The sequence below is a fragment of the Fimbriimonadia bacterium genome (assembly GCA_039961735.1).
Taxonomy (GTDB): Bacteria; Armatimonadota; Fimbriimonadia; order Fimbriimonadales; family JABRVX01; genus JABRVX01.
In genome coordinates, this window is sequence record JABRVX010000034.1 from 1 (window position 1) to 17,696 (window position 17,696).

Genomic DNA, 17,696 nt, shown 5'->3' on the forward strand with positions numbered 1-17,696 from the left:
TGTCCGATGGTCCTCACACCGTGCAGGTTCGCGCCGTGGACGACTGCGACAACGTCGGTACCAGCACGCTAGTCAACTTCAAGGTGGACAATACACCGCCGACTGCGAGCGTCGACCTCCCGACCGAAGGCCAGTGCACCGGGCGCCAGGTGAGCATCACCTTCACCGCCTCGGACAACCTGCCTGGTGCGTTGAAGCGCTGCGAGGTGTTGATAGACGGCGTGGTGGTTCACACCGACGCGCCGTGCTCGCAGGGCACGCACACGGTCGGTCCTTTCACGTTGAGTGACGGCCCGCACACCGTGCAGGTGCGTGTGACCGACGACTGCGACAATGTAGGCGTTAGCGCGGTCGTCAACTTCAAGGTAGACGAGACACCGCCGACCGTGGATATTACGGCCCCCTCGGGAGACTGCATCCCGTCGCCGGTCAACGTGGACTTCACGGTTACGGACAACCTGCCAGGCAACCTGACCGTTCGAGTGTTCCTGAACGGCGTGTTGCGCGACACGTTCACGGACCTGCCACAAGGTTCGCACACTGCAGGTCCCTACGTGCTAGCGCAAGGTAGTTACGTCATCCGGGTCGAGGCAGAGGATGTATGTGGCAACGTCGGCTCAGACGAAGCCACCACGACCGTGGATACGACACCGCCGGACTGCGCGCTGCTGACACCGGAAGGGTGTCAAAACTCGAGTCCGGTTACGGCCACGTGGACCGCTACGGACAACTGCAGCGGCTTCCGCTGGGTACTCACACTCCTTCCCGAGGGTGGTACGCCGGTCGAGGTGGCAAGTGGTACGGACGCCGATCCGTTCACTGCCAGCATCCCGCTGGCAGACGGTCGCTACACGTTACGCCTAGAAGTCACCGACGCTGCCGGCAACGTCTGCGTGAGCAACAAGAGCTTCACCGTGGACACTACTAGGCCCGAGATCACGGTGATCACACCGCCCGTTCCGCCGCAAGGCCAGTGCACGGAGGTGAAGGGGCTCGAGATCCCGATCCAGTTCTCGATCAGCGACCTTACCGACGTGACGTGGTATGTCACTGTCGACGGAAGTACGGCGGGCCTGACGCCGTCGTCCGGAACCGGACCGAATGGCAGTGTGGTGTGGAACACCGAAGGCTTGGCACTCGGCCAGCACACCATCTGCATCCGCGCCGTGGATGAGTGCGGTAACGAGACCACGCTGTGCTACTGCGTAGACTTGTTGCCTCTCGAGTGCCCGCCGATCGAGGTCCCGAACCTGATCTGTGGCGATCTCGGTGTCGACCCGGTGGACGGAGTTCTCCGGCGCATGTTCCGGCCCGAGGTGATTAACATTGACGGCATCACCATCTGGGACGTGCTGCGATGCAACGGCCAGCCGCTGGACGACATGATCCTGCAGGCGGTGCGTATCACGAAGGTATCGCCTCTATACAAGTGTGGTGCATTCGTCTTCGGTCCGGGATCCGGTCTGAACACTAACTTCGATAGCGGCCTGAAGAAGGCCACGAACGCCGACCTGTACCGCAGCATCTGCAGCATCGCGTTCGGGACGGGTGACGCCACCTGCCTCGGTGACCGAAGCGTGCTGTTCTCGCCGCCGTACACGACTTACAACCTGTCTGTGACATTCGTCCGACGACTGCCCGATGGACGAACCTCCCCGCCGGAGACAGTTGATCTAGAGGTCATCGTCAACGGTGAGAGATGGCTCACGCGGGACCTGATCCGCTGCAACATCGAGTACTTCTCGACCGTCGCGGCAGGCAGGACGCAGATACCCAAAATCGCCCCCGACGTCGCAGCGGCACTCTATGCGGCGCTGGACATCCCGAACGACCTGGACGCTCTCATCCAGTTCGAGACGGTGGTGGGCACATCGGCCATCGACTTCGTGCAGATTCTGACGCAAGGCGATGTCCGCGGCAAGCAGGGGTATCTGGTGGATAGCGATGAAGAGCCCATCGGGTGCCTCCTGATCGAGATGGCGAACGCTCTACTCTTCCACCCGTAAAGCAAGCGGAGCCCGTCTCCGGCAGAGGCGGGCTCCGGGGTTCAGGGCCGTCGGCGCACGGCGGCCCGGCTTGGCAAGAGGAAACGGCGCGGGCGGTCTAACCGCCCGCGCCGGGACTTTTTCGGGATCAACCCTTTACACGGAGCCTACTGCGTATCGTCCGCCTTCACTGGGCAGGCGCCCGTGGGACACTGTGAAGGATCCACGCAGTCGCCCTTGGCGACCTTCCCCCCTGAGTTCGCTGCAGCAGCGGCCGCTGGGCCGATGGGCATGCAGGACGACGAGCAGTCTGAGACAGGGCAGACGGCGCCGCCCTTACTCGCGCTGACGGTGGGCTCTGGCCGCGACATCGCGGCATACAGAGTAATTCCCGCAGCGGCCAACAGCATGGCCGCCATTGTGAGTGAACCGGCTGAAGCTTTTCGCATAGCTACGACCCCCCCTTTTATCGATCCATAATACCCGTGCATGGAGGCCAGAACGATCTGCCGGGTTATCAGGATTGCCCTCTGGATCGCAGTGTTCGCTGCGCTCGCGGCCCCCGCTCGGGCGCAGCTCCGGCCTGTGCGGGTGCTCCTCAAGTCCTGGGAAGGCGTGCGGCAGGTCCAAGTATCGGCGGAGGCGGGCCTCGTGCTGCTGTCTGCGGACGGCAGTCGCTTCAGCCAGGCAAAACCCGGAGAGTCTGTCAGCCTCACGGCTAACGCCGCAGGCATTGTCCGGCCGAACGCCGCACCCATGGCTGAAGTTGTGGTCGCCCCCATCGCCGGTTCCGTCTCCCTGGTCTCCGAGAAGAAAAAAGCCTCCTATCGCGGCTGGCTCCGTGTCACAGTCGTGGACGGCAAGCTACGCCTGACCAACGAGGTGGCACTCGAGAGCTACCTGATGTCGGTCGTGCCCGCCGAGATGCCGAGCGGGTTCCCACAGCAAGCGCTGCGCGCGCAGGCGGTGGCCGCCCGAACCTTCATGCTCAAGCGTATGCTGACCAACGCCGAGAAAGACTTCGACCTGACGGACGGGGAGGGCGCACAAACCTACGCAGGCACCGCCACCGAGAAGCCGACCACCACCGAAGCCGTGATGGCTACCGCCGGGCTGGTGCTCACCTTCGCAGGGGACTATTGCGACACCGTGTACAGCGCTGATTGCGGCGGTCACACGGCGGCATCGGACGAGATGGGATTTGGAGGCACAACGCCCTATCTGTGTGGCACGCCAGACGCCCCCTACTGCTCCACGAGCCCACACCGCGGGTGGCGCGTCGAGCGAACCACCGAGCAGTGGGCGCAGTTGGCCAAGAAGCTGGGTAAAGACGTGGGGCCGGTGCAATCCCTCGCGGTCACCAAGGTCGGGCCGAGCGGCCGTGCTCAGTCGGTCAGCATACAGGGCCCGAAGGGCACACTGGAGACCACCGGCGCCGCCATCCGCAAAGTGTTGGGCTACGATGTGTGCAAGAGCACCATGTTCAGCGCCATCCAGACGCCGGAAGGATGGGTGCTGGTCGGGAACGGCTGGGGTCACGGCGTGGGGTTGTGCCAGTACGGTGCCGCCGGACGCGCGATTGCCGGGCAAAGCTTCGAGGAGATTCTGGCTGCGTACTATCCCGGAACCGAACTCAAGAAAGTCCTTTCGGATGATCGGCCGGCCCTCTCAGTGAAGCCCTAAGGCCAAAGGTATACTGCCGAGACGAGCCCAGGTGGTGAAACGGTAGACACGGGGGACTTAAAATCCCTTGAGGCGACTCATGCGGGTTCGACTCCCGCCCTGGGCACCAACGGAAGGCGTGACGCACGGATGAGAACCCCGTCCTATTCCACCGAGTCTGCGAGCGTGATCGCCCCTAGCAAACCTAGGAGCAAGAAGCGCGTACTCGAAGGACCTCACGGCACGGACATCATCCCCGAAACCACCCTCGAGCCACTGGAGAAGAAGAAGCCTATGTCCAACGGTCGCCACGAGTACGACGTGTGCGTGATAGGCGCAGGGCCTGGCGGCTATGTTGCTGCCATTCGCGCCGCGCAGCACGGCCTACACACCGCCTGCGTCGAGAAGTCGCACCTCGGGGGCACTTGCCTAAACTGGGGCTGCATTCCCAGCAAAGTGATGATTGCCGCGGTGGAACGCTTCGAGCAAGTGAAGCACGCCGAGAAGATGGGAATCGAACTGCCTGGCCAGCCGACATTCGACTTTGCAAAGATGATGGACCGGAAGGACAAGGTGGTGGATGCCCAGCGGCGTGGCATCGCTGCGCTGTTCAAAAAGAACAAGGTGGACCACCTCCAGGGGCAAGCGGTGTTCCTTGACCCGAACACCATCGAACTGGTTGCGGAGGGCGAGAAGCGCAAGGTAACGGCACGCAACTTCATCATCGCAACTGGCTCGTCCGCGGTGCGCATCCCCATCCCGGGACTCACCGGGGACAACGTTTGGACCAGCGATGACGCCGTGACCGCCACCTCGGTGCCGAAGCGGATGCTGATCCTGGGTGGCGGTGCGGTCGGCTGCGAGTTCGCCTACGTGTTCAACGGCGCCGGTGCCGAGGTTACGCTCGTCGAGATGATGCCCAACCTGGTTCCGATGATGGACGAGGACCTGGGCAAGGAGCTCGCCAAGCTGTTCGGGCGGAGCAAGATCAAGGTACACGTGAACAGCACGGTCGAGAAGTGCGAGCAGAAAGGGGACGGCTGGCACTGCTTCGTGAGCACGCCGGACGGCGTCACCGAGGTCGTGGTGGACGTCGTGCTGCTCGGCGTCGGACGCAAGGCTAACACGGAAGGCCTGAACGTCGAGAAGGTGGGCGTCCGCCTGCACAAGCGCGGCATCGAGGTAATCAACGAGCGGATGCAGACGCACGTGCCGCACATCTATGCAATCGGCGACGTGATCGGAAAGATTCAGCTTGCACACGTCGCCTCTGCGGAGGCGCTAGTCGCCGCTGCCAACTGCGCAGACATCCCCGCCGAGATGAGCTACAAGGCCGTGCCGGACGTTGTCTACACGGCTCCGGAGCTCGCCGCGGTGGGATTGACCGAGAAAGCTGCCGCGGAAGCCGGCAGGCCTCTCAAGATTGGGCGATTCGCGTTCCGTCCACTCGGCCGGGCGATGGCGGCATTGGAGCAGGAAGGCTTCGTCAAGGTGGTCGCAGACGCCGAGCACGGCGAGGTGCTGGGAGTGCATATGATCGGTCCTCACGCTTCGTCGCTCATTCACGAGGCTGTTGCGGCAGTGCAGATGGAGGCAACGCTCGAAGAACTGGAGCAGACCATCCATGCCCACCCGAGCTTCGCGGAGGCGTTGGGTGAGGCCATTCACGACGCACAGGGCCACGCCATCCACAAGGCATAGTCACACAAGGAAGGTGGAACGATGAAGCACGCACTCTTGGTCGCGATACTCGGCGTCCTGATCCTCGCCGGGTGCGGGGAGAAGAAGGAAGGCTCGGGCGGTTCGACAGGCAAACACAGCCCGGAGAGCGGCCTGGCGATCGTGTTCGATAAGGGCGGCGTCGGCGACAAATCATTCAACGACAGCGCCGATCGAGGCAGGGCGAAGGCCGAGCAAGAGCTCGGGATGGTCACGAAGACCGTCTCCTCTCGAAGCGACATTGACTACAAGCCCAACCTCGAGGACCTGGCCCGCCTCGGGTTCAAGCTGATCATCGCAGTCGGCGGCGGCATGCAGAAGGCCGTAGAGGAAGTTGCACCCAAGCACCCGGACGTGTACATCGGCATCATAGACGGGCACTCCAACGGATTGTCGAACGTGATCGGGGTGCGCTTCAAAGAGGAGGAGGGTTCGTTCTTGGCGGGCGTGCTGGCGGGCAGCATGACCAAGTCGAACGTGCTAGGCTTCGTGGGCGGCATGAAGATCCCGCTCATCGAGAAGTTCGAGTGTGGCTTCGCGGCAGGCGTGAAGGCGGTCAATCCATCGGCCCGGGTGGTCGCCAAGTACACCGAGGACTGGGACAACATCGGCAAGGGCAAGGAAGCCGCTCTGGCTTGCCGTGCGGATGGCGCAGACATCGTGTATCACGCCGCGGGCAAGTGCGGTCTCGGCGTCTTCGATGCCGCGCAGGAGAAGGGCTTCTATGCAATCGGCGTAGACAGCGACCAAGACGGCCTAAAGCCTGGGACCATCCTGACGAGCATGATCAAGGGTGTGGATGAGCAGGTGTTCCGCCTTGCCAAGATGCTGAAGAACGGAGAGCTGAAGGGTGGTGACATCGAGGCAGGTCTCGCCGAGGGCGGAGTGGGGCTGAGTGAAATGAAGTACACGAAGGACAAGATCGGCCCCACCGTGCTCGCCAAGGTGGACGAGTTCAAGCAGCGCATCATCTCCGGCGAGCTGAAGGTGCCGAAAACGCGAGCCGAGCTGGCCGCCTTCCAGCCTTAGGGCTGCTGTAAGAGTGTCTATGCCCCGGTCTGCGCTCGCCGCTTCTCTGCCACTGCAGTGCACACGGGAACCTATGGACAGGTGGGGCATAGGGATTTTTTTCTCGAGAGGCCCGTGAACCGCGGCCCGAGTTCAGCGTGTCGTGCGCAGACCTGGTGGGTCATGACACACTAGGGTGCAATGCCTCGATTGTCTCCCCGCGCCATCACTTTCGACGCTGCCGGCACACTCGTAGACGTCCGGTACGAACCCGTCGGCTTCATGCTGGAACTGTTACGGGAACAGCAGATCGAAGTTGACGAGGAAACCCTTCGCACCGAGTACCTTCCTATGCGTGTTGCCAGGCAGGGGGAGTATGCCCAGGCGATACAGGCGATGGGCGCACGAGGACGGCGGGCGTTTTGGAAGAGATTCACTGCCGACCTACTATCCTCAATCGGAGTGCCATTGAGCGAAGGTCATCTTGCCCGAATGTCGGAGAGAAGTGATGAGCTGTTGCTTTGCGAGAACTCGCCGTACTGGCGCCTATATCCCGATGTGCGCGAGGCTCTGTCGCTGCTGCGCCGCAGGGGCGCGCGGCTGGCCGTGGTGTCCAACTGGGACGACACACTCCATCCCGTCCTCGAACTCCTCGGCATCGCACAGCAGTTCGAGTTCGCACTGGCTTCCCTGGAAGTAGGTTGGGAGAAGCCCGACCCGCGCATCTTCGGCCGGGCGGTGGGACGGCTGGGCTATGAGCCGTTCGAGGTGGCACACGTCGGCGACAACCCGTTGGACGACGGGGAAGGCGCGGCGCGTGCAGGCCTGTTCCCCATCATCGTGGACCGCGACGGCGCATATCCGGGGCTTCCGTTCGCCCGCATTCGGTCCTTGACGGATTTGGCACTGCTTTATGAGTGAGTCGATGGACAGCTCACTGTTCGACTACGACCTGCCACACGAGCTGATTGCGCAGAGTCCAGTGGAGCCGAGGGACAGCTCGCGGCTCCTGGTTCTGCCTCGCGCTGGCGACTCCATCGAGCATCGGCACTTCCGCGATCTGGCCGAGCTGCTCGAGCCAGAAGATGTACTCGTACTCAACGACACTCGTGTCAGCGCCCGCAGACTATTTGGCAGGAGGCCGAGCGGGGGCGCGGTGGAGCTGCTTCTAATGCGCTCGCTCGGCGGCAATCGCTATCAGGCGTTGACGCGGCCCGCACGCCGCCTGAGGCCGGGCGAACGAGTGATCTTCGATGATGCTCCGGAAGCCTTCATCGAAGAGGTCGGGGAAGGCGGTCAGCGCGTCGTTCGGTTCGACGGGCCGCTCGGAGACGCTGGGGAGATGCCTCTACCTCCCTACTTCCACGGCACGTTGCCAGACCCGGAGCGTTACCAGACCGTGTATGCAGCGGAAGACGGGAGCAGCGCAGCGCCAACGGCTGGCTTGCACTTCACGCAGGAATTGCTGACTCGCATCGAACGGAAGGGCGTACGCGTCACAAGAGTCACGCTTCACGTCGGGCTCGACACCTTTCGACCGTTGCCGGAAGGGCCGGTGGAAAAGCACAAGATGCACGGGGAGACCTACACAATCCCCGAGGAGACGGCCAATGCGGTTCGATTCTGCTCGGGACGAGTGATTGCGGTTGGCACGACGGCGGTGCGGGTGTTAGAATCGGCGGGACCGCGGGAGCAGATGGAGATGGGTCAAGCGACCACGCGGCTGTTCATTAGGCCGGGATACGAGTTCCGGTGTGTCGAGGGGATCGTGACGAACTTCCATCTGCCCCGGACGACGATGTTGTTGATGATCTGCGCTTTCGCAGGGCGGGAACGGGTGCTCGCAGCGTATGAGGAAGCAAAGCGGGCGGGCTACCGGTTCCTTAGCTTCGGCGATGCGATGGCTATTCTATGATTGCTGTTCTTTGAGGTGAGTGGACCATGGAGGTCGAGCGAGTTCCCGGATACGATGACGTCTATGCGTACATAGACAGCCAATTCTTAGACACGCCGGAGGCGACCTCGCAGCAAAGCCCGCCTACGGCGAAGCGTCAAGCTACCACTCGAGGGCGATTGCCGCACGGAGGCCTGGACGCGCCGACGGCCGGAACGGTGTACTCGCCTTTGGGCGGGCCGCCTCCCCCTGTTCCCGCGGAGGAGACCAGGCAGCAGGCCGCACCTCCACAGCCGGCACCTCAGCCGCCGGTCGGAGCGGTCGTGGAGACGGAGGCGCGGAAGGAAGATGCTGCGGTGCCCATTGCCGATGCCGCACTACAGGCCGCTCGCGAGGTCTCGCCCGCAACCAAGCGCAGGCGCGTGAAAGGCGGCGAGGCGGTGCAGCTCCGCATTCCCAACATAGAGGATTACCTTCCCGGGCTGACTACGGATACCCGACCATCGCGAGCCCAGGCCAAAGCCGTCGTGAACATGGAAGTCGGCAGCCATAGGTCACAGCAGCACTCGCCGCCGAAGCCCCCGAGAAAGCTGAAGAGGCCAGAGCTTTCGGGACCACGCCCCCGCAAGCGTACCAGGACCGAAGCGACAAATCCCTCGCCCTCGGTCCCAGAGGAGCTTCGCAGCCTTGTAGGTCTCGGAAACGACACCGTCCTCGAGAAGTACTACCAACGTTCCCGTGGCGAGAGCAAAGAGCAGATGCTCTCGCGCATAACCAACCCCGAGCTATCGTTGGAGGAAGCGGCGAAGCTGCTCGGTGTGTGTCCGGCGACCGTGCGGCGCTACACCAACAAGGGCTGGCTGAGGCACCATCGGACGAAGGGTAACCAGCGCAGGTTTCGCTTATCCGACATCGCGGAGTTCGTCAGGGAGTTTCGAGCCAAACTCGAGTAGGGGCAGTTGAACGTAGCCATCTTCTCGGACAGCTATCTGCCCGTGCTGAACGGGGTCAGCGTATCCGTGCATACGCTCGTCGCCGGCCTGCGTGCTCGTGGGCATCGAGTATGGGTGTTCGCGCCGGCATTCCCTGGGCACCGTGACACGGATCCCGACGTAGTCCGCTTCAGATCGCTCATCACGCCATGGGCAAAGGGATACCCACTCGCCCGTCCACCCTTTCGCGGTACTCTGAGGAGGTTCCAGCGCCTCCCTATTGAGATCGTACACACACACACTCCGTTCACAATCGGCTTCTGCGGGCTTAGGTGGGCCGAGTCGGCGGGCATCCCGATCCTCTCCACCTATCACACCATGTACGACCGCTACGTGCACTATGTGCCATTCTTCACCCGACGCTACGTCGCATACAAGGTCGCCAAGCACACGCGATACTACTACGGCCGCGTCGCAAGGGTGATAACACCCTCGCACGCGGCAGCCGACGTGTTGCGCGGCCATGGGGTGACAACTCCCATCGAGGTGGTGCGTACCGGGATTCCGCAAGCCAAAGCCATTCCGAAGTCTGAAGCGCGCGACCGTTTGGGGATCCCACAAGATGAGAGCACGCTCCTCTACGTCGGCAGGCTGGCGTCGGAGAAGAACCTAGGCTTACTTCTGGACTGCCTTCCCCGCTGGCGGACCTCGTTCCCGAACGCTCGGCTGCGGCTGGTCGGAGATGGTCCCGGGCGACCTCTCCTGGAGTCACGTGCAGCGGAATTGGGCATTCGAGAACGCCTTACCGTACACGGGCAGGTAGGGCATGACGAGGTGCTCGTGTACATGGCTGCTGCGGACCTATTCGTGTTCCCTTCCACTTCGGAAACGCAGGGGCTGGTCATCGGCGAGGCGCAAAGCCTGGGGCTCCCGGCGGTTGCAGTTCGGGGGGGCGGTGCGCCGGAAACGATAGAGCACGGCGTAGACGGGATGGTAGTGGCCGATGATGCGCAGGAGTTCGCACAGGCCGTCGAGGAGATTCTGCGTGATCCAGTGCTACGTGCCAAGATGTCGGAAAACGCACTTCGTTCGCCCGCACGGATCTCGCCCGACGAGTACGTGGGCCGGATTGAGCGACTATACGAGGAGGTGCTAGGTGAAAGGCAACAGGAAACTCCCACTCAGCCCGCCTCAGTCCATTCGTGAGCGCACGGAACAGATCGAGCTCGAGCTGCTATCGCCCCATGCTGCCAAGTCCGCCCTGAGCAGGGGGCGCCCGTTGCCGGAGAAGCCGGACCCGATTCGTACCTGTTACCAGCGGGATCGCGATCGAGTGCTGCACTGCAAGGCGTTTCGGCGGCTGAAACACAAGACGCAGGTATTCATCGACCCGGACGGCGACCACTTCCGCACAAGACTAACACACACGCTGGAAGTCTCGCAGATCAGCAGAACCGTGGCACGTGCGCTGCGCCTGAACGAAGACCTAACAGAGGCCATCGCGCTCGGCCACGACCTAGGGCACCCGCCCTTCGGCCACGCGGGTGAGGAGGCGCTGAACGATGCTATGCAAGAAGTGGACCCGACACTCTCCTTTCGCCACTTCGAGCAGTCGGTGCGAGTAGTGCAGGTGCTGGAGCGTGACGGAGCCGGGCTGAACCTAACTTACGAGACGTTGGAGGGCATCGGAGGGCACTCGAAAGGACGAGACGACCTTGCACACGCATCTCGAGTCCCTGTAGGCAGTATGGAAGCCGAGGTGGTGCGTACGTGCGATCGCGTAGCCTACCTCAACCACGACCTGGACGATGCGTTTCGCGCGGGGCACATCCTGCCGAACGAACTACCCGTGACGGTGAGCGAGGGACTTGGCATCGGAAACAGTGAACGAATCACGCGCATGGTGACGGACATCATTCAGGCCACCGGGGACGGTCCGCATGTACTGATGTCCCGGCAGATGGAGGGGCTGCTGAACGAACTGAAGGAGTTCATGTTCGAACGGCTGTACGTGAACAACCCGCGCACCGCACCCGATATCGAGCGAGCCAAGGAGATGCTTCGTCTGCTTTTTCGACACTACCTGGACCACCCAGAGCTGCTGCCCGAGCGGCACCTTCCAACGGACCTCGCACAACTCCCTCAGGCGGTGTGCGACTACATCGCAGGCATGACCGACCGCTACGCCGTGCAGCAGTTCGAGTCGCTGTTTCTCCCCAAGGTCTGGCGCCGGGTTGAGTAGGCACCAGGGCTTCAGCGGCGAGCGAAACCGGACATCGGGTGTGAGCTCCGGGAACCGGGGGTGCCTCGAGCTTGTCCGAGGGAGAGAAGCTTCAGAACATAGAGGTAAGCGTTATGCCATTCGCCATCATCCTCGCAGCCATTCTGGCGCAGTCGTCAGCAATGGACGCCCGCAAGCCGGTAGGGCTCCAGCTGCGCGCCGTGCCCTATCACACCACGGTCCACCTCACCTGGCCGGAGACCGGTGCGCCGGGCTACGCCGTGCTGCGTTCCACGGTCGGGGCCGGATCGTCGCCGGAGGTCGTGCGCTACTCGGCCAAGGGCGACTTAACCGACTACGGCCTGATGCCGGGAGTGGAATACTCCTATCGCGTCGCGCCGCTGGACCAGGCTGGGCTGATGAGCGAGGCGTGGAGCCCCGAGGTTCGTGTGCGCACAGGCGTATCGGCACAGAACCTGCTTCGCGTAACCACACACGACCTACTGTATGTCATCTACACGGGTGGTATGTCCCAGGCCGAGGTGGATAGGCTGTACAACGGCGTAGTGCGCGACGGCAGGGAGTTCTATTGGCGCAACAGCCTGCTTCGCTACAACCTCAACGTGGTTCCGATGATCATCCCCACCTATCCGCCGGATACCAGTGGCCCTACCATGGCCAACATCGAGGCGGATCTTCGCGCGAGAGGCGTGCAGAACAACCAGTATGATGGGTGCTTCGTCACGGGCAACAACCTGAGTGGGTGCTACGGTGGGTTCGTCATCCTCGGACAGACCGCGTCGGCGTACGCGCGTGTGTGTGGCGTGCCGTCCCAGTACGAAGGGAAGAACGACACAGACCCCACGGTGGTGTGGGGCTTCACCCACGAGTTCGGCCACGCGCTGGACCTGGTGCTGTGCGCTTATAGCGGACATCCAGAGATGCTGTTCAACCACTTTCCATGGGCCTACCCATTGCCTCCAGGGATCCTCTTCGATGCCGGACCGCACTTCGATGGGATGGGAGAGGTTCTCCGAGTGTACAACGCCTACCACGACTTTCTGGCGCCCTGGGACGGGTACATCGAAGTGGTGGATGCAGATGGTGACGGCGTGCCGGACGACGACCCCCGCGTACCGATTGACGAGGCTCGCTTCGGCTCCTCTCCTGCCAGTGCGGACACGGACAGCGACGGGCTGAGTGACTTCGACGAGATGTGCGCCGGGCGCTATGCGGGCTCCAACCCTAACGTTCAGGACACCGATGGGGATGGAATCTTGGACGGACAGGACCCGTGGCCACTGGTGCGCATGGCCCCCGTACTGTGGCAAGCGACTTCCGACCCGGCGATGGACGGAGATGCCGATGCAAGCTATGAGTGGCTGAGCGACGGGTTCGTTTTCAGCAAGGACCCGACACTGACAATGCAAGTGCGTGCGTGCTGGCGACCGGATGCGCTCTATCTGCACTTCACATCGAACAAGAGCGTGCGTGTGTGGATATGCTTGGACGGATCGGCCGAGAACGGGCGATGGGATTCCGGTGGGAAGTTCGCCGAAAACGGCAGTCTGTATTCGGACACGGCATATGGTGACAGCTACATCGAAGACGGTGTGCTGATAGCCGAGTACGGCGTGCCGACCGTAAGAAAGCGTAGCAGCTCGATAGCGGGCAGCGCGGTGTCCTACAAGCAGTCCGGAGGCCAGTATCTGTTCGAGGTGAAGATACCTACCGCCCTCGGCCCCGGCGATAGCTATTCATACTTCCGACAGAACGATCCCCTCATTAATGGCATCAGCCTGTTCTCGGGCAAGCAGCTAGGATTCAACTTCACGGTGGCAACGAGGAGCAGCTCCTCGACCAGTCAGTACTCCGGTTCGTGGGCGACTGCGGGGGAGATATACAGCTCCTATGACGTGATGCTGATGGATCGCGCGGCAACCATTCGTGGCGTAGTAGCGATGCAGCAGTGCATGAATCCCGAAGGGCATACGGCGCTACTGGAGTTCCGTGACCCCGGCACTACTCGCGTGCGGGCGATGCTTCCGATCACCCTGGACGACGGCGCTCAATACGAGGCCGTCGGCGCACCATCCGGCACGTTCGACCTGGCAGTAAAGTTTCAGCACCATCTGCGGCGCGTGTCGCCTAATCGAACACTCATCGCAGGCATGAACTATGTGGACTTCCTGCAGATCAACGGGGATGCGGACAACAGCAACAGCGTGGACATCGGGGACTTGAACGCGGTGCTGACACGCTTCGGTATTGCCGACCCGGTAGTAGACCTCGACTGTAGTGGCGAGGTGGCCTTAGCGGACCTGAACATCGTACTACTGAATTTCGGCCGCGTCGGCGATCCGTAGCAGTTTCGCCTAGAGCGAGTGTATGCTTGCAGGGATGCTGCTCGGCTTGGTGGTGACGATGACGGGTGCGAGTCCGCCTCAAAGCATTGACCTGTCTCGCGACTGGGAGTTCGCTCGTCTCGATATGGATACTAGCTGGACGGTCGAGTTAGGTCCACGCTTGAGCTGGTCTACTGTCCAGTTACCACACACTCCGCAACTTCACACCCCTCGCTCCAACCAAGTGTGGCAAGGGGTGTGCGTGTATCGCAAGCACCTGCAGGTTCCGAGCATCGCACCGGGCGGCCAGGTGATACTAAGAATCGGCGCGGCGATGCACAAGGCACAAGTGTACTGGAACGATAGGCTCATCACCACCCACTACGGAGGCTATCTTCCGGTAGTAGCGGACCTGACTGCCGAGTTGACGCGCGAGCCCGAAGGTGATCTGGTCATCGTGCTCGACAACAGGGACGACCCGACGGTGCCACCTGGCAAGCCGCAGCGGGCGGTCGACTTCGCCTACTTCGGCGGGCTGCATCGCGACGCTACGCTCACCATCAAGCCTGCGGTTCGGATCCGTGATCCGTTTCTAGCGAACGGCGCCGGGCGCGGTGGAATCTTCGTCTCGTACGAAACGGTGTCACCGAAGCAAGCGACCGTGGTAGTTCGAGCGGATGTGGAAAACGGTTCGCCAGATGGCCGAGGCGCCAAGCTGCGTGTCACTCTGCAGGCGAAAGGGCGCGCCGTAGCATCCGGTACATCCGGCGAAGTGAAGGTCCGCGCGGGCGGGATGGCCCGGCTGCAGGCTCGCATGGTAGTCGAGCGGCCGCGTCTTTGGCACCCCGACACGCCACATCTCTATGAACTCGTGGTACAGGTTGACGGGGGATGCGAGGTGGTGGACGAAGAGCGGCTGCGCATTGGCATCCGCACATTCGCCGTCGGCGAGTCCGGTAACCTGTTGGTGAACGGCGCCCCGCTCCTGGTTCGTGGCACCAATCGCCACAATGACATGCCATGGTTTGGCAATGCCATTCCTCCGCGTATGCAGGAGCGAGACGTTAAGCTGCTGAAGGAAGCCGGCTTCAACTGCCTTCGCCTGGCCCACTACCCGCAGGACCCGGCAGTTCTCGACGCGTGCGACCGCTACGGCTTGCTCGTGATCTCGTGCGTTCCCGGGTGGCAGCACTACTCCGACGATCCTGTGTTCGCCCATCGGGTGGAGCAGGATGTTAGGAACATGGTCCGGCGTGATCGCAACCGTGCGTGTGTTGCACTGTGGGAGACTACGCTGAATGAGACCTATGGCCCTCCCGATGCATTTTTCCGAAGGATGGTGCTCGCCGCGCGGAGTGAGTCACCGTATTCGACCATCCTCACATGCGGTGACACCTACGGTCGCGCCGACCCTTCGAGCATTGGTTACGACGTCCCATATACTCTCTGGGCGGACCCATTTCTGCGTCCGATGCCGAAGGAAATGGGTGGCAAGGGTCTGCACCGGGAGTATGGGGATTACGAGTTCGGTGGAAGCGTGAGTACGAGTCGCGTCGGGCTGACTGCCAGTGAGGCCGATCTTATGCTGCAAGCGTGGAACTACCAGTGGTCGCTGAATCGCTACCAGGCGCTACCTTGGACCTTGGGCACGTGTAGCTGGGTGGGCATAGACCACCATCGTGGATTCCCCAACGAACCCGGGGCGTCCGAGTGTGGTGCGCTAGACCTCTTCCGGAGGCCCAAGCCGGTCTATTGGTTCTTCCAGAGCCAGAGACCGGTCGAGCAAGGCCCAATGGTCCGCATCGCGAATCGCTGGGAGCCCCCTTCACCGAACAAAGTGATCGTTTACTCGAATGCTGACAGGGTGGAACTCTTCCTGAATGGGCGGTCGCTCGGCATGAGGGCCTCCGACGATGGGCCTGACACAGAATACGGAGTGCCCCCACAGGCGGATCCCCTCTATTGGTCGAATGGCGGCTTCCTGCCGAGCGGGGGCCCACCTCCCGACAAGCCCACCGCGATCTTCGATGGTGGAAACGCACGTAATCTGGATCATCCACCCTTCACCTTCACAGGCGTAGAGTTCGAGCCGGGAACGCTCAAGGCCGTCGCTTACGTCCGAGGAAACGCGGCAGCCACCCACGAGGTCCGGACGCCCGGTGAGGCGACGCAGATTCGGGTGGTCGTGGACGACGCGGGCATCCCGCTTCGGGGGGACGGGCTCGACTGCGTGTGGGTCCGCGTCGAGGTGTTGGATGCTCTGGGAGTCCCCTGCTTCACCAACGGGCTGGCAGTCAGCCTGCGTGCCTCAGGCTCAGCAGAAGTCGTAGGCTCAGACACTATGCCTACGGAGGGTGGCGTGGCGAGCTTCCTGATACGCGGACTGACCCCCGGCTTCACCGAACTGTCTGCTGCCTGCGCGCTCGGGGAGGCACGCTTTCGAGTGAAGGTAGCGGCACCAGACTTGAGACGCGCCCCCCGCGGTGTGTGTTGCCAGGATCGCGCTCCTGCGTTATAATGACCTGGTCGGTCCAAAGAAGGCCGGCCGCCTCAGTATATTTTGGAGCAGATGTGATGCGATACTTAGCGGCTCTTCTTACTAGCTGCCTCGTGATTCCCGTCGTTGCCGACTATGATTTGGACGGATCGAAGTGGTCCCAGAGCGGGTTGGCGGACGTGCATTTCAGCAGCATCCTGTACTCCTTCGACGAGTACAACAATCCTTATTCCAGCTCGTGCGCCACTGCGAATCCATTCGAGGATGACGGCAATCCCGTGACGCTCGGAATGACGATCAACGTCAGCGAGCTGACGGACGGCCTGGTGGACTACTCGTTTATTGCAACCGGCACGCTGGAGCCGCTCACGGGCGAGTTCATCGTGTCACACAACCAGTCCGGCCTGAACATCGAGTTCGACGTGTACGTGCCGGACCTCGGGACGACCCTCACATTCGTGCTAACGAGCGTGGACCAGACGGTTGCGGGCACGGTCACTGGGCATTCGACCTGCTTTATTGGCGGAAGGTGGCGGGATCCGGGCGAGGTAATGACTACGGATCCTTCGCGGACGAAGGCCACGTACAAAGGCTACATCAAGACCCTGTTCAACCCGCCGTGGACCCTGGTGGTGGACAACGTGCGCGGGACGAGTGTGAAGTGCGAGTGCCCTGGCGTGCGCATCAGCGGACGGGTGGAGCCTCAGCTATACAGCGGCTCCGTGAGCGGGCTAGTTGCCGAGGTGTGGGTGCGCAACGGTGTTACTACCGAGTACTTCAACGTGCCGCTCGCGGCTGACGGGTCCTATTCCGTGACCACGCACCTCCCGGGCAGCGTGGAAGTGCTGGCGAAGGTGACGCACTGGCTGCGCGGCAGAGTTACTGGGGTGAACACGAACGGGGGTGACGTTGTCGGCGTGGACTTCTCACTCCTGAACGGTGACCTGGACTTGGACAACGCGGTGACTCTGACGGACCTGAACGGCGTGCTGGTGTGGTTCGGGACCACATCCACGGCCGCCGATCTGGACGGCAGCGGCCTGGTCGGGCTCGAGGATCTCAACATCGTGCTGCTCAACTTCAGCGCCCAAGGCGAGTCGTAACTCTACCGTCCAGCCACCGAAAGAACGGTGTGCCCTGCGGCCCACCAATTCCCTGCAGACGGTCGTCGCCGAGACGGCGACGACCGTCTGCAGAAGTCCGGCCCATGCCTCCGTTGCCCCTGTAGTGGAAGCCATGTGCGGTGTGACCGACCGGGACAGAGGAGCCTCCGCTAAAGGACAACGGAGGCATAAAAGGTCATTCATCCCCCCGCATCCGCGATGATGTGCCGCAGGAAGGTAACCCGTCGGCAGGTGGAGCCACGTTCGACGCGTGGTCTGTGTGACGCGGGTCCCGACCTCGAGCAGATTCAGCCGCAGCGTGCATGAGAA

General features: G+C 62.4%; 12 protein-coding genes and 1 tRNA gene. All 13 read left to right on the plus strand.

The features are described from left to right. On the plus strand, positions 1–2,006 hold a 2,006-nt coding region (locus tag HRF45_08930), incomplete at its 5' end, for a hypothetical protein (GenBank protein ID MEP0766647.1). Positions 2,007–2,474: 468 nt separating this feature from the next. Further along, complete coding sequence (locus tag HRF45_08935) at positions 2,475–3,668, plus strand: SpoIID/LytB domain-containing protein (GenBank protein ID MEP0766648.1); 1,194 nt, start codon at positions 2,475–2,477, stop codon at positions 3,666–3,668. 25 nt (positions 3,669–3,693) lie between these two features. Beyond that, positions 3,694–3,777, plus strand: a tRNA-Leu gene (locus HRF45_08940). A gap of 20 nt (positions 3,778–3,797) precedes the next feature. After that, on the plus strand, positions 3,798–5,348 hold the full coding sequence (gene lpdA, locus HRF45_08945) for a dihydrolipoyl dehydrogenase (protein ID MEP0766649.1): 1,551 nt from the start codon (positions 3,798–3,800) through the stop codon (positions 5,346–5,348). Between the two features lie 21 nt (positions 5,349–5,369). Further along, positions 5,370–6,395 (plus strand): BMP family ABC transporter substrate-binding protein, encoded by a 1,026-nt coding sequence (locus HRF45_08950; GenBank protein MEP0766650.1) that lies wholly within the window; start codon positions 5,370–5,372, stop codon positions 6,393–6,395. Positions 6,396–6,575: 180 nt separating this feature from the next. Beyond that, positions 6,576–7,295 carry an HAD-IA family hydrolase gene (locus tag HRF45_08955; GenBank protein MEP0766651.1) on the plus strand — a complete coding sequence of 240 codons (720 nt, stop codon included), beginning with the start codon at positions 6,576–6,578 and terminating at the stop codon, positions 7,293–7,295. Between the two features lie 4 nt (positions 7,296–7,299). Continuing rightward, positions 7,300–8,289: a tRNA preQ1(34) S-adenosylmethionine ribosyltransferase-isomerase QueA gene (gene queA / locus HRF45_08960; GenBank protein MEP0766652.1), complete on the plus strand. Its 990-nt coding sequence runs from the start codon at positions 7,300–7,302 to the stop codon at positions 8,287–8,289. A 26-nt stretch (positions 8,290–8,315) separates the two neighbouring features. Continuing rightward, the gene (locus HRF45_08965) at positions 8,316–9,221 is read left to right on the plus strand and encodes a helix-turn-helix domain-containing protein (GenBank protein MEP0766653.1); all 906 of its coding nucleotides are present in this window, start codon (positions 8,316–8,318) and stop codon (positions 9,219–9,221) included. 6 nt (positions 9,222–9,227) lie between these two features. Continuing rightward, complete coding sequence (locus HRF45_08970; protein MEP0766654.1) at positions 9,228–10,406, plus strand: glycosyltransferase family 4 protein; 1,179 nt, start codon at positions 9,228–9,230, stop codon at positions 10,404–10,406. Continuing rightward, entirely contained in the window at positions 10,357–11,442 is a 1,086-nt protein-coding gene (locus HRF45_08975; protein MEP0766655.1) for a deoxyguanosinetriphosphate triphosphohydrolase, read from the plus strand. The genes HRF45_08970 and HRF45_08975 overlap by 50 nt, the downstream gene beginning before the upstream one ends. Before the next feature lie 71 nt (positions 11,443–11,513). After that, positions 11,514–13,787, plus strand: coding sequence for a fibronectin type III domain-containing protein (locus HRF45_08980; protein ID MEP0766656.1), 2,274 nt, complete (start codon positions 11,514–11,516; stop codon positions 13,785–13,787). A gap of 22 nt (positions 13,788–13,809) precedes the next feature. Continuing rightward, complete coding sequence (locus HRF45_08985) at positions 13,810–16,284, plus strand: DUF4982 domain-containing protein (GenBank protein MEP0766657.1); 2,475 nt, start codon at positions 13,810–13,812, stop codon at positions 16,282–16,284. Between the two features lie 56 nt (positions 16,285–16,340). Next, positions 16,341–17,366 carry a hypothetical protein gene (locus HRF45_08990; protein ID MEP0766658.1) on the plus strand — a complete coding sequence of 342 codons (1,026 nt, stop codon included), beginning with the start codon at positions 16,341–16,343 and terminating at the stop codon, positions 17,364–17,366. Positions 17,367–17,696 lie beyond the last annotated feature (330 nt).